This window comes from Paenibacillus sp. FSL H3-0321 (assembly GCF_038002865.1).
GTDB lineage: Bacteria > Bacillota > Bacilli > Paenibacillales > Paenibacillaceae > Paenibacillus_AQ.
Genome location: NZ_JBBODH010000001.1, coordinates 4,010,408 through 4,024,467 on the forward strand (window position 1 = coordinate 4,010,408; position 14,060 = coordinate 4,024,467).

Annotated in this window: 12 protein-coding genes; 4 read left to right on the forward strand and 8 right to left on the reverse strand. The window is 45.3% G+C overall.

The window, feature by feature from the left end; genetic code table 11:
• Positions 1–115: 115 nt before the first annotated feature.
• The 3 genes from MHI45_RS17745 to helD form a co-directional block, all read right to left on the reverse strand.
• A complete protein-coding gene (locus tag MHI45_RS17745) occupies positions 116–700 on the reverse strand; it encodes a response regulator transcription factor (protein WP_076113766.1) in 585 nt (194 codons plus the stop codon).
• 234 nt (positions 701–934) lie between these two features.
• Positions 935–1,417: a GyrI-like domain-containing protein gene (locus MHI45_RS17750; protein WP_076113767.1), complete on the reverse strand. Its 483-nt coding sequence runs from the start codon at positions 1,415–1,417 to the stop codon at positions 935–937.
• A 91-nt stretch (positions 1,418–1,508) separates the two neighbouring features.
• Positions 1,509–3,932, reverse strand: a complete 2,424-nt coding sequence (gene helD, locus MHI45_RS17755) for an RNA polymerase recycling motor HelD (protein WP_076113768.1) — start codon at positions 3,930–3,932, stop codon at positions 1,509–1,511.
• 375 nt (positions 3,933–4,307) lie between these two features.
• On the opposite strand from helD, the gene MHI45_RS17760 reads away from it, so the two are divergent.
• Entirely contained in the window at positions 4,308–5,411 is a 1,104-nt protein-coding gene (locus MHI45_RS17760; protein WP_076113769.1) for a glycerol dehydrogenase, read from the forward strand.
• Positions 5,412–5,474: 63 nt separating this feature from the next.
• Here the strand turns inward: MHI45_RS17760 and MHI45_RS17765 are convergent, their stop codons facing one another.
• The 3 genes from MHI45_RS17765 to MHI45_RS17775 form a co-directional block, all read right to left on the reverse strand.
• Positions 5,475–7,073 carry a hypothetical protein gene (locus MHI45_RS17765; RefSeq protein ID WP_340895931.1) on the reverse strand — a complete coding sequence of 533 codons (1,599 nt, stop codon included), beginning with the start codon at positions 7,071–7,073 and terminating at the stop codon, positions 5,475–5,477.
• The gene (locus tag MHI45_RS17770; protein ID WP_340895930.1) at positions 7,066–7,779 is read right to left on the reverse strand and encodes an ABC transporter ATP-binding protein; all 714 of its coding nucleotides are present in this window, start codon (positions 7,777–7,779) and stop codon (positions 7,066–7,068) included. Before MHI45_RS17770 ends, MHI45_RS17765 begins: the two co-directional genes overlap by 8 nt.
• A gap of 164 nt (positions 7,780–7,943) precedes the next feature.
• Positions 7,944–9,230 (reverse strand): amidohydrolase family protein, encoded by a 1,287-nt coding sequence (locus MHI45_RS17775; protein WP_340895929.1) that lies wholly within the window; start codon positions 9,228–9,230, stop codon positions 7,944–7,946.
• Between the two features lie 180 nt (positions 9,231–9,410).
• On the opposite strand from MHI45_RS17775, the gene MHI45_RS17780 reads away from it, so the two are divergent.
• On the forward strand, positions 9,411–9,842 hold the full coding sequence (locus tag MHI45_RS17780) for a MarR family winged helix-turn-helix transcriptional regulator (RefSeq protein WP_340895928.1): 432 nt from the start codon (positions 9,411–9,413) through the stop codon (positions 9,840–9,842).
• Positions 9,843–9,914: 72 nt separating this feature from the next.
• Here the strand turns inward: MHI45_RS17780 and MHI45_RS17785 are convergent, their stop codons facing one another.
• Positions 9,915–10,469, reverse strand: a complete 555-nt coding sequence (locus MHI45_RS17785; RefSeq protein ID WP_340895927.1) for a TetR/AcrR family transcriptional regulator — start codon at positions 10,467–10,469, stop codon at positions 9,915–9,917.
• Positions 10,470–10,635: 166 nt separating this feature from the next.
• On the opposite strand from MHI45_RS17785, the gene MHI45_RS17790 reads away from it, so the two are divergent.
• Positions 10,636–12,111: a DHA2 family efflux MFS transporter permease subunit gene (locus tag MHI45_RS17790; RefSeq protein WP_341119244.1), complete on the forward strand. Its 1,476-nt coding sequence runs from the start codon at positions 10,636–10,638 to the stop codon at positions 12,109–12,111.
• Between the two features lie 71 nt (positions 12,112–12,182).
• On the opposite strand, the gene MHI45_RS17795 is transcribed toward MHI45_RS17790, so the two are convergent.
• Complete coding sequence (locus MHI45_RS17795; protein WP_340895925.1) at positions 12,183–12,776, reverse strand: TetR/AcrR family transcriptional regulator; 594 nt, start codon at positions 12,774–12,776, stop codon at positions 12,183–12,185.
• A gap of 111 nt (positions 12,777–12,887) precedes the next feature.
• Between MHI45_RS17795 and MHI45_RS17800 the strand changes: the two genes are divergently transcribed.
• Entirely contained in the window at positions 12,888–13,997 is a 1,110-nt protein-coding gene (locus MHI45_RS17800) for a C45 family peptidase (RefSeq protein ID WP_340895924.1), read from the forward strand.
• Positions 13,998–14,060: the final 63 nt, after the last annotated feature.

Below are 14,060 nucleotides of genomic sequence, written 5' to 3' on the forward strand. Positions count from 1 at the left end.
GAAGGATCGTACATTTGAGGTATTTTTATAATATAATTTGGATATTAAGCCGCAAAAAGGATCACCCCCTCAGTCAACTACCGGGAGATGATCCTTTTCTATTACTCACTAATTATTATTTAAGCAGCTCGGCAAAAAAGAGAGAAACGGCTTCCTTTTGGTTGTGTACCCCAAGCTTGCTCAAAAGATTACGGATATGGGTTCGTACCGTAGTATAAGAAATGTGTAGCTCTATAGCAATCTGCTGCGTTGTATGGCCTCTGGATAATAGGCCCAGCACTTTATTTTCTTGAGAAGTCAGCTTTTCCATCAGGGAAAAAATCGCGGCCTGTTCGAGGGTCACCCAGATTAACCTTTTATCGTAGCTGCTGGCCCGTATATTCTTCAGGAAAGGAACCCGGACCGAACCACGTTGAACAAATACCCTGCGTGATCCGTTGCAATTGTTCATATGTTCTGCAGCACTTAGAACCTGGCAGGTTTTACAGAGGCTGTTCCCGGTAGAATCACTGAAGAGATCAAGGGAACGGCAGGCCTTGCCGACCGCTTGTGTGGCCGAAATACCAAGCAGCGTACCAAGCTCCGCGCTCCATTGTAAGACTTTCCCAGTCTCATCAATGATAAAATAGCAGTCAGAAGTGCGCCTGATCCAACTCATATCCTCTACATTGGTTACGAAAGGCGCTTTGAGCTCTCCCATCTCTTTACCCCCATTTTCCAAACAGTGATTAGTGAAGTTTGTCTGGATGCAGGTTCCAAAAAGAAAAAATAATTGCATTATTTTCTATTTATTTGATTATAGCATTGCTTTCCAGACTGTCAATTCTTCATCACAAAGATACTAATGGGTACTTGTCTACATCATCTATTGATCTAAGTATACAAAAACGCTACTGACAGCCTTATGTCAGTAGCGTTTTAACATGCTATCCAGCTATTTAATGGCTATATAAATCTGCACTTCTGTGTTTGCTGGATCCGAATTCCTGGAATCATAAAGCTCAAAATCGCCCGTATAGGTTCTCACCTCCGGCGATTGCTTGAAATAGGTCCATATCTCCCGCCACGCCTCAGGCACCACTTCATACATAGGTCCCTTCTTTGCCGTGAATACGATGTACTTACTTTCGGGTATTTCTACAACCGCATGATTATTATCATCCTGGACGAATTCATTATCTGTTTCATGTCCAATTACAACTGTATAGGCTCCGTTCACGTCGCTTTCATAATCCGTATACAACGAGTATAGGAATTGAGGATTTCTGACCCCCGCGGCAGAAACAAGATTGCTCTGAAAGTAGGTGTCCCAAAGTTGTGGCAATCGTCCGTCCGGTCCCGTTTCTTCAGCGTTTGTTGTACGTACAGCCACTCCAGTAATGATCAGCTTGGGCTTGTGGGTCGTATAAGTGTTCATGGTTGAATCCTCTCCTTTCTCCAAAGTATACATGGAGAAACTCGACATCTGACTGTCATGTTTATGAAGAGAGATCCTTGGTTAGTATTCATCACTGAATTTGCTCTACCTCATACAAGGACTTATCCGATGCCGGAAGGAATGGGGTCCACTCTCCCGTTGTGTAGAGCAAAAGCCGGTGCATAGCACGCGTGCATGCGGTATAGAATAACTTGCGCTCGCTCTCCAGATGATACGTCTGCGAAGATGCGTCGTAGATTAGAACGGCATCGAATTCAACGCCCTTGGCGAGATATACGGGGAGGATCAGGGTTCCCTTCTCAAAGTTGGGCGTACTCTTCGTCACAAGCTTCAACCCCTGGCAGCCCTGAGCTGTAAGGAGATCATAAGCAGCTTTGCTTTCGGCCGCTGTCTTGGTGATGATCCCGATGGAGACCAAGCCTTCCGCCTGAAGCGCCGCAAGATGCTCAGCTATTCTTGCTGCCCGCTGCCCGCCGCTGCCCATCTGAGAGAGGAGCGGTTTCCTGCCCTTGCGTTCAAAGGCTACAATCTCCTTGGCGTTAGGCAATAAAGACTTCGTGAATTCCACAATCTCACGTGTTGACCGGTAACTGCGAACCAGACGGAATAAGCTCGTTTCAGATTCGCCATACAATCCGATGAGCGGTGAATCTTCGCCGTGCAGTTCTGTGGCCTGAGCAAAGATAGCCTGACCGAAATCGCCAAGCACCGTCATGCGGGCACGGGGAAACATTTTTTTGAGGAACTCATACTGAAACATCGAATAATCCTGACCCTCATCGACGAATACATGCCGGATCTCCGTGTTCACCCGAACGCCCTCGATGAGCTCTTTCAGGTACAGGTACGGTGTCGCATCTTCATAGAAGAGTTCGGACCGGCTAAGCTTCTCCTTGGTTTGCTGACAGATTTCCGGCCAGAGCAGGGAAACTCCAGCTTCATTCGTCATCTTCGCCAAAGCATTCTCTTCTTCAAAGAACTGGATGTACAGCCGGATCATGTCTATGAACAACATCCGCTTCACACTTCGCTTCAGCGGTTTAATTTGCTCCTTCACGACCATCCGGCGCAGCAGTGCTTCCTCCCGCTCAGCATAATCGAAATCGCCCTCGTCCAGCCTGCGCTTGCCGCGCTGCATTTCGCGGGCTTCTTCATATTGTTCGGCAAAGTCAAACACTCCCCTGTCTTTATGCAGTTCATTAAACACTTCGGCGTACTGATCGTTGTCAAGATAATCTAGCTCCTCCTGCACCCAGAACGCCTCACGTTCCTTGTCTTCCAGCAGAGAAAGCTCACGCAGCAGCCACTCCTGCAGCAAAGTGATGCGGTTGGATAAGCGAATGGAAGAATCATAGCTGTAAAATTTCGATTCCATTTGCTTAGCTGTGATCAAATCGCGATCCCGGAAGCGTATGCTTATGAATCGCATGCCCTTCCCCTCCAACCCCTGCGCATACTTCTGGAGCGCTTGAAGAAAGTCCACAGATGCCTTGTATTGGATTCCTTTCAGCCGGGCTTCATACCCGCGGTCAGATTGTTCTTCCAGCACATATTCAATCTGGTCAAAGGGATCCTCTAAACGAAACGTCCTGCCAAGCCAGTAATCGAGATATTCATGGAAGGTCGTCTGCTGCATGTTCTCTTCACCGAGTTCAGGAAGAACGGTAGATACATAACTGTTAAACATCGGATTAGGTGAGAATAGCACAATTTGGTCAGCCCTCAGCCGTTCGCGGTGTTTATACAGCAGGTACGCCACCCGCTGCAGGGCAGCCGAGGTTTTCCCGCTGCCAGCCGCCCCCTGCACGATCAGCATCCGGCTGTTGTCATCGCGGATAATGGCATTCTGTTCCTTCTGGATCGTCGCGACGATGCTCTTCATCTGATTGTCCGCACCCTTGCCAAGCACCTGCTGCAGCAATTCATCGCCAATCGTTAAGCTCGTGTCGAACACATTCTGCAGTTGATCTCCGCGAATCTGATACTGCCGCTTCAGCTGCATCAGTCCAGCGATAGCTCCACCCGGCGTGTCATATCCGGCCGCGCCCGGTGAATAATCGTAATACATACTAGCGATCGGAGTACGCCAGTCATACACCAGAAAACTCATGCCATCTGAGTCAATGAAGGATGACACACCGATGTAGACTTGCTCGGCAGTGTTCAAGCCATCCTCATGAAAATCGATGCGTCCGAAGTAGGGAGAGGACAGCAGCCGTTTCATGTTTTTCCATTGCTGCGCGCGCAACCGCTGGCTTCGCTCCCGTTCGGACAATAAAGCTTCCTGCTGCCTGATACTGTAGAAGGTCTCTTCAAAATCTTCGCTAGTGCTTGTGTTTACAGTTACTTCTTCCCAGAATAGCTTGCGGATGTCCACCACTTGGTCATGCAGCCCGGCCACCTCCGGCTCCAGTTCGCTGATCCTTGCTTGCAGCTTTTCCATAACCCGCTTCAGCCGTTCCTGTTCTTGCTTCCAATCCTCCGCACTTATCATCTTCCTGCATACACTCCTTCATTCGAATTTGTAAAATGAAAGTTTGACAACCCGTATTACTGTGTGGTAAGATTAAGTTGTAAATAGGATAGGATTATTAGGCGATTCGCAAAATAAATGATTAGTAATTCTCCAATCATATCATAATACCTCTGTGTGCACAACTCCATTTATACATATTTAGCCCCGGCAGATTTGCCGGGGTTTTTAATTGCCAGGGGCCTTGAAATTCCTGCAACTTAACCTAACGTGATTCTTATGAAGGCTCCTCAATCTGAGGGGCTGTTTTCTTTTTCAGGGAACAAACCCAATCATTGAATGCATAATCAGCTCACCTGCAGTAGATAATTTCTAAAAACAAGGAGAGTGGTTAAATTGAAACGATCGGTAAAATCAGTCACGTCCCCCAAGAAATTTATAGTAGGTCACCACTTATTAAACGAACTATCTACGTATACCACTACTTATGGTGACCATGCTTATGTAATTTGTGACGAATTCATTCTGGATCGTGCAGCGAAAGAGGCGGGTCAATCCTTTGAAGAAGCTGGACAGCAGAGTGAGTTCGTGAAATTTAATCTGCAAATTACTCAGGAAGAAATCGATAGGCATTGTGAAGCGGTTAAAAAATCAGGAGCTAATGTGATTGTGGGTATTGGCGGCGGGAAAACATTAGATACTGCTAAAGCCACCGCTTATTATGTACATTTGCCTGTGGTTATCTTCCCAACCATCGCTTCAACTGATGCCCCCTGCACCGCACTTTCTGTCATCTACAAAACAGACGGCTCGTTTGACCGCTATCTGTTCCTGCCAACCAATCCGGATGTGGTCTTGGCAGATACAAATATTTTAGCAAGTGCTCCAACCCGTTTTTTTGTCGCTGGAATTGGAGATGCGCTCGCCACCTATTTCGAAGCACGCGCCTGCTACCAGAAAAATGGTGATAATCTGGTCAATTTGAAACCCTCGCTTGCCGGATTAGGTATCGCCAAGATGTGCTATGACACTGTTCTGGAATATGGCCTTCAAGCGAAGATAGCGGTTGATCATAAAGTTTCCACTCCTGCCGTTGAAAAAACAATTGAGGCCACCATCTATTTAAGTGGTGTGGGGGCTGAATCCGGCGGTTTAGCCGCTGCTCATGCCATTCATAACGGAATGACCGCTGTTCCATCACTGCATCATGCACAGCATGGCGAAAAAGTAGTGTTTGGTTTATTAACACAGCTTGTTTTAGAAAGTGCACCCAAAGAAGAAGTGGAAACGGTCATCAACTTCATCAAAGAAGTGGGCTTACCCTTAACATTAAAAGATCTCGGTCTGGATCAGTTTAGAGAGGAAGAATGGCGGAAAGTGGCGGAAGATGCATGTGCCGAAGGAGACACGATGGGCAATATGCCACATCCCGTAACTCCTGATGACGTATACCAGGCCATCATTGCGGCAAATGCATTGGCAGAATATTATCATAATTAAAATCTCGAGACCTATTGAAACGCTAAGCAGCCAGTTGCCGGGATGGAACCGACAGCCGGCTGTTTAAAGCCGCTGAAACAACTGCTCCCCTTTTGTCTGCATATATCTATACATTGCTAGGCATGCCGCTATCATAATCATGCCAACCCCTAACAAGAGGAGATTTGCATTTACCTGCGTCAGAAGAAGGGATAGTCCCAAGGGAACTAATAAACTGATGATCCCTATGAGCATAGATACAAGAACTGCTGCACTCTGTTTGATTACCGTAACTTCGCTTTTCCACTCCAGGTTAGGTAATTTCAGGTTAACAATAATGCCCATCAGCGCGGAATAACAAGCATAGATCAAAGGGATAACAAGCAATAATAAGCTTTCCATCCACCCCGTGCGCAACGATATCATAAGCATTACACTACTAATACTCAGGACCGGTAAGGTGATGGTCAGATTCACGGCAACTTTGCTAAGCCATATCGCTTGTTTCGATACGGGTGAGCTTTTTAGTATCCATAAATTGTTGCCTTCAAGCGAAATGGAACTTGACGTTGTGCAGCTTAACACTACAAATAAGGAAAGCAGGATAGGAGCCAGCGTACTCAGATAATGGGATAATTGTGGAATTTCAATCATTTCCCCCAGCTTCTCCGAACTGACAAACAATAAGGCAACCGACATCACCAGTAATAGAATCATGCCTATACTTGTGTTCAGCACATAAACAGAAGAGCCAAAATATCGGCGCAACTCCTTCTTATACAGTGCACGAAATGGAGAGGAGGCTTCTAACGGCTTCATGGTATATTTGCTGCCTGCATGACTGGTCATTAGACCTGTATGAATCGCTTTATATTTTGTACTTAATACAGTGGCAAATATTATAAATGAAAGTACGGATAACGCAATAAATAATAACAATGAGCCTACCTGATACGAGCAGACCGCATCGACATACATCGCTGCAAGAGGATACAGCTTAAATATCATATCGGCCAGCTCAGCCCCCATATCAGCAAGTGCCTGCTCGTTTCCATTGAGTGTAAATGAACCGACCATAAGTACAATCACAATGGCAAAAGTTAATACAAGACTGATCATCCGGCTCGCTTTAAACCGGGAAGAGATCCAGCTGATGCATGAACCAATAATCGTTGCCGCAATAATCGGCAGTAATGGGATAAATAAAAGGGTCATTAGAAAAAACAGATAAAATAACGTCCCCGGATTCACTTTTATAGCATACACCACACCTGCTGGCAGCATGACCATCAAAGAAAAGAACAAATTCAGCACATAGAGCTGAAGAACACGGCTTGCCACAACATGACTCGTCTTGATCGGCAGCGACATCACCAAATCGTAGTCCTTATAGCTGAATAATACACCGCTTGCCTTATAGACCGTGGTGAAGAACCCTACAATAGAAGTAACAGCCATCATAATCGCCAGTAATAGATCCATTCGCCCCATTTGTTCAAAAGTCACAGCCAACATGAAGCTGTATCCAAATGAAACTACTGCTATCATAAGCACTCCCACAAGAATACCAAAGGCGAGTAGAAGCGATTTGCGTTTTTCTTTAACATCTTTTGTATGTAAAGCTTTATTCAACCCAAATGAAGAAAACAACTGCAGCTTCGTTAATCTCCAGATATTAATCATTGTCGATCAGCTCCATGAATAATGCTTCCAGGCTATTTTCGCCCTTTACTTCTTCTGTCTTGCCATGGACTATTAATTGGCCCCCCTTTATGATCGCTATCTTATTGCAGAGCTTCTCTGCCACATCCAGCACATGCGTGGAGAAAAAGATGGCACTGCCGTTGCTGCACAGCTCTACCATAATTGTCTTTAGCATGTGAGCGGCTTTTGGATCAAGGCCAACAAAGGGTTCGTCTAACACTAACAACTTTGGTTTATGAATAAGTGCAGAGATAATCGCAAGCTTCTGCTTCATCCCATGGGAATACGATGAGATCATATCACCCAAATGGACCGTAATTTGAAAAGCATCGCTGTATTTTTTAATAAGCTGCTCACGATCCGCTTTGGATACACTAAAGAGATCACCGATAAAATTCAAGTACTGAATGCCGGTAAGATGATCATACAAATCCGGGTTATCCGGAATATACGCAATCCTCGCCTTGCACGCTACCGGATCTTTTTTAATGGAGATACCGTCAATTTCAATATCCCCTTCTTCAAAATCAAGCACGCCCACTACTGCCCGAATGGTTGTTGTTTTACCTGCTCCGTTATGTCCGATAAAGCCGTAGATATCGCCTTGCTCCACCACCAAATTCAAGTCATTTACTGCCTTTTTACCACCCTTATAGCTTTTGGTAAAATGTTTGATTGTAAGCATGCCCTTTCACCCTTTCAATGCGTTTTTTCCCATACGCTCTTCCCGTAGAATAACTATAGTACGAATAGCACCGCCCGAACGTTCATTTGTCTGTATATTAAAAAAAGCCCATCCCCCTTAGGATGGACTTCCTCATTATTAAAAAATCAAGCGCCAGCGTAGTTTCACACTTCTTCTACTTTCTGAATGCCGCGCAGCCATATTCTACGGATGGATAACGTATCGGAAATAGTCGTGGTCGGGTCGCCGTCGACCAAGACCAAGTCTGCTCTTGCCCCCTGAATGATACGCCCGCGGTCGTTCAGGCCGAACCGGCGGGCTGTTTTTGAAGTAGCGGACTGAAGAGCTTCTACGGGCGTGAATCCCGCTTCCACCAATAGCTGCATTTCATGGTGTACACTAGCGCCATGGGCAAGCCCGCCAAGCGATGGAACCGGCACGGAGACATCCGTACCCACCAGGATGTCTACACCTGCATGATGAAGATCCATCACATTCCGGTAGTTGTCTTCCATGCTGCCTTGCGGGTAGGTATGGAAGCTGGCATTCAGCGTATCCAACCATTCCGGACTGAGCCTGGAACTCACACGGTGATCCTTGGCCAATTCCGCTGCGGAGTTACCGATAATGGAAGAGTTCAAAACCAGACACGGTGTAACGAAAGCACCGGACTCTGCGATCATTCTCACCAGATCCGAAGTATTGTCCGGGCGGTCGATGAATAAATGGGCCAGACCATCGACCCCGACTTCGATGGCTTGCCGGGAGGATTCCGCAGTCAACACATGGGCAATCACGATCTTGCCGTACCGGTGCGCTTCCCCTACGGCTGCACTTAGAATATCTTGGCTTAAGACAGGCAATCCGGGGGCGGCCAGTACCGTCCCTTCCTCAATCATAATCTTAATATAGTCGGCTCCCTCCCTGACTTGTTCGCCTACAAATGCCAACGCCTCGTCCCTGTTCGATACCGCAGCCGCTTCTCCGTGATCGTGATCATGGGCATGAGCAGCCAGCATAGCGTTGCGATCTTCCTCGCTCATTTTCTCCAATTCCTTCAGTACAAAATCCGGGATTTCCCCATCCCCAGGCATAAGTTCATCGGGATGCCCTCCAGGAGGTGTGACCCCCATTCCGGCAGACCGCACGTCGGCAATATCCTCAATCCCCTGGAGCTGTGCCTCGCGGCCGTTTTTCGTAAACCCGCCCATCATTTCCAGTTCAGTCGTCACACCGAATTTCAGTGCGTCACGCAGGCCCTCTACGGAAGTGTGAACGTGGGCATCGATCAGACCCGGCAGTAAAGTCCCTCCTTTCGCATCAATGGTGATCGCATGTGCCGGTATTCCCCCGCCTACCGATAGGATCTGTTCGCCTTCAATCAGGACCGTCGTGGCTCTGATCACGTTCTCGCCGTCAAATATGCACGCATTGGTGATTGCTGTAATCATTGTGATACCTCCTATAATGGGATAGTGTTTGTTATTGATTGGAATATAACAGTTAGACTTCTAACTGTCAATCGTAAAATTAAATGAAGTCTAACCATTTGAATTTGACAATTTAGGGAGCGAAAATTAAGATGTTCTTATAATTAGAATTCAAACTATAGCAAGGGAGTCAGGCACAGGATGACGAAGCAAGCTTTGCTTACCCCCTACTCCGATTTAATCCGGGAGATTGGATTGAAAATCAGAGGTATGGCCAATGTCAGATTATCGGAACTGGGACTGAATGCGCAGCAAGGGCAGATGATGGGCTATATTTTTGAACATCAGGACAAAGGTGTGATCCAGAAGGATTTGGCCGAGCGTTTCAACCGTAAGGGAGCCACCATCACAAGCATGCTTCAGGGGTTGGAGAAAAAAGGGTATATCAAGCGGGTGATTCCGGAAGATAATGAACGGCAGAAAAAAATATATTTATTGCAAAAAGGGGCCGACCTCGTCGAGGAATTCCACGATATATTCAAGGAAGTAGAACGATGTGTTACCCAAGGCCTTACCGAAGAAGAAAGCGCGGCCTTCTTGAAGTTATTAATCAAAGTGAAAGAGACTTTATAGCAAGACACAGCCACTCCTATGAGTGGTTTTTTTATTGAGCTGAACCCTCTTGCTATATGCGGACCTAACCGGTTACAATAACCTTCTTCTATGCATCAAGGTAATTTGCGCTGCTATGTATTCAGAATTATATTGGACGCCATCCTTAATCCACCACATAATAATCCCCAGCAGTGATGATACCACAATATCGACTGAAACAACCTCCTTTGTGGAATCTAGTCTTCTCGCGTTTCTTCGTGTTTCTATCGTATTTTTCAACAGGTTGGACAAGTGATTTTTGAAGCCTTTATGCTCAACGAATACAGCAAAGACCTTCCGGTATTCATAAAAATAATTTAAGAATGTAACCAACTGCTCCTGTTCATTGCTGCTCTTCACTTGTAATAGCGGTTCAACTTTCATGGACAGGTCGTCAAAGATTTCATGTACGATCTGGCGCAACAAATCGTTAATATCCTCATAATGCAAATAAAACGTTGCACGATTCAGTTCTGCCCGGTTGGCGATTTTTTGGACGGTCAGCTGCGAAATATCCGAATTTTCTTCCAATAATGAAAAAACGGCATTCTTCAGCATCTTTTTCGAGCGAATGGCTCGTGGATCTACTCTCTTTTGTGCAGACATTTCATCCCTCTATTATCGTTTATTTGTCACTTCATCTACTAATCCAACCGTTCTGTCGATTAGTCAACATTTTCAATAAAATTGTAAATAGGAATAATTATTAATTACTGATATGATTCATTTTATTGACACTGTGTCGAAAAAGCAATGAAGAGGGGATTACACCGTGCAAGAAGACATTAAGAAAATAAATAAAGGGATCTTATTAACCATCTTAATTTTGGGTTGTTTCTTATCCACACTCAATCAGACGCTATTAAATGTCGCCTTAAGTAATTTAATGAATGTATTTCATGTGACGGCAACGACCGTACAATGGATTTCAACGGGCTTTATGCTGGTCAACGGGATATTAATTCCGATTACAGCCTACTTAATGAAACGCTTTACAACGCGGCAGTTATTTCTAAGCGCCATGTTATTTTTATTAATGGGTTCGATCATTTGTGCAGCGGCACCAAGCTTTATTGTGCTCTTAATAGGACGTATGATCCAAGCCGCCGGTGCAGGCATTATTATGCCGCTCATGATGAGTGTTGTGCTCGCTATCTTCCCCATTGAGAAACGCGGCAGCGCTATGGGGCTGCTTGGACTGGCGATGATTTTCGCTCCTGCCATTGGACCGACTCTCTCGGGATTTATCGTCGAATATCATTCTTGGCGCTGGTTATTTATTGGCCTCATCCCACTTGTCGTCATTGTTATAGCGTTGGCCTTCAAATATTTAGTGAATGTATCCGAAACGTCTAAGTCGAAGCTCGATGTAGTAAGTGTTCTTTTATCAACAATCGGATTTGGCTTAATCTTGTACGGTTTCAGCAGTGCAGGCAGTAAAGGCTGGGGCGATGTAGTGGTGATCCTGTCCTTAGGGATTAGGATCGTTGTAACGGCCATATTCTGTACTCGGCAAATCAAGTCCGCTGACCCGCTGTTAAACCTGTCTGTCTTCAAAAATAAAGTCTTTACGTTAACGTCTCTAATTAACGTGCTAATCACGATGATGATGTACGCAGATATGATTTTATTGCCTATCTATCTACAGAATGGCCGTGGATTTACAGCATTTGATGCAGGCCTTCTATTATTGCCGGGTGCGCTTGTAAATGCGTTCATGTCACCCGTCACCGGTAAATTATACGACCGTTTCGGTGCGAAGCCGTTGTTCATCATTGGTTTACTGTTTATTATTCCATCCATGTGGGCGGTAACAGATCTGTCTGAATCGACAACGTATATGTATTTAATGATTCGTACGATTTGCCTGCGAATTGGATTAAGCTTCATTACCATGCCACTCAATACGGCGGGACTAAATGCGCTGCCCAAGCAACTCGGTACACATGGTACAGCAGTGAATAATACCGTCCGCCAAATTGCCGGGGCGATTGGTACGGCTGTCGTGATTACGATTTATACAGTGCAGGCAACAAGCCATGCAGCTACAGTGCTCCAATACAATCCTTCTACTACTGCTGAGCTCCTTAAATCCCTCACATCAATTTTAGGAGCAAGTGACGCCTATTACTTTATGATGATTTTATCCATTGCCGCACTTGTTATCACATTATTTATGCCCATGAAAAACAAGCTCATGATTGAAAAGAAAGCAAACGTAGTCAACAAGGAAGAACCTCTGTTGTAACACGCATGAGCTGGAAATATCAGTATATGAAGAATCGAAGCCACTCTTTATGCGGAGTGGCTTCGATTCTATTATGTCCGCAATCCAAAAATACGCATAGCGCATTCAACTGTGAATTGAGTCAATCCCTCATGCAAATCAAGATAAATTAATCCTGCCCCATTAAAATAAGCAAAATAGGTCCAACCGATGACTTTCGCATCCCCTTCACTTAACTCTCCCAATTCTTGTCCTTTTCGAATGAGCGGCTCAAGTAAATTTACAAACTTCTCTCCAAACTCCGTCAAAGCTTTGGTCAATTCAGGGAACTGGTTCGGCTGCCCTAACACCTGCTGGAGCAAACGCAGATATGTGCCTTGCTCGACAACCATTCGGATTTGAACCTCGATCAGCCTTCTTAACGACTCGGTGGGTTGATTATCTTCACAAATGATGGACTCGTAGAACAAAAGGCTCTCCTCTAACGGCTCCAGCACTAACGAATGGATTAGCTCTTCCTTGCTCGAAAAGTATGTAAATACAGAAGCGTGACTAACTCCTGCTTCCTTTGCAATGTTTGAAATGGTAGTTAAGTTGAAGCCATTCGCGGCAAATAGCCTTTTCGCAGCATCACAAATTGCAGCTCTTTTCTCCTGTCGGAGTTCTTCATTAATTTTACGAGCCATAAGCATTACTCACCTCGGGTTTATCTTACCATATTTATTTCTTTTCGTTGATTAATTGACTGGTCAGTTATATAATTATTTACAGAAATAACCTTAAGGAGGGAACGCGCAGTGAGCTTATCTCATAACGAAACCACCGTCCACGCTTCGGATAACGGCCTTACAGTCAGACATATTGTACTTCAAGGCACTAATCATGATATTGGAAACTATATTGGACAAATGGCACTCGACCGGTACACCTTGCATCGTCAGATCCCCGGTGATGACCCGATAAGGATTCGAAATCAACATAAGTACTTGAAAACGAACTATCCCGAGCACTACGAACGAATGAAGGGAATTGCCAAGGCTTTTGACGTTCAGTTAGATGAAGGCTTGTATGATTGCAGCGGTATTATGTATCAGAAACAATCAATCGGATGTTCTTCTATTTACTTTCCCAACCATACGACCTCTTCTGGGGCGGCAATGCTCAGCAGAAATTTCGATTTTCCGGTGATGGCTGTAAATGAACCTTATATTTTTGAAATCTACCCGGATAAGGGATACCCTTCGCTATATTTGTGCAGCTTCGAACTGGTCAGCGGAGTGCTGGATGGAATCAATTCCGAGGGATTGACCGTGGCCGTATTGGCAGATGACGAGAGCTTTATAACCCATCCTGCAGAGCCAAACGGCGGGTTGTATGTGGGTCTTCACGAATTGCAAATCATGCGTTATTTGTTGGACCGGTGCCGTAATGTTGACGAAGCCAAAGAAGCGCTGCTGTCTCTAAAACACAGCTACGCGCAATTGCCGCTGCATTATATTATCGGGGATCGTTATGGGCAATCTTTCGTCTGGGAGAATTCCTATACTGCAAATCGCTATTACATCCTAAACGGAGATCACAAACCACAAGTGGTCACGAATTTCTTGTTGTACCGCTATTTATCCGGAGACAGTCTCCCGGACGATCCCAAGCCACAGGGAATGTACCAACGGTTCCTCACCTTACAGAAGAAGTTAAGCGAGAAATCTCATTATACAGAGGAAGCTATGAAGCACATTCTTTCCTGTGCTCATGTTTGTCTTCCAGAATCTTATCCCCACCGAACTTTATGGCATAATTTATATAACACGAAAGACTGCAGTATGGAAATCAGTTTCTACGCTGGCGAGGGTGTAGCGGACAGTAAACCTTTACGCACGGAGTACTTTCAGTTTCAGTTGAAATGAGGGCAATTTCGTTTCGTTTCAAGGCCATCTATTGCAGGATGGCCCCTTATCACCATTATTTAT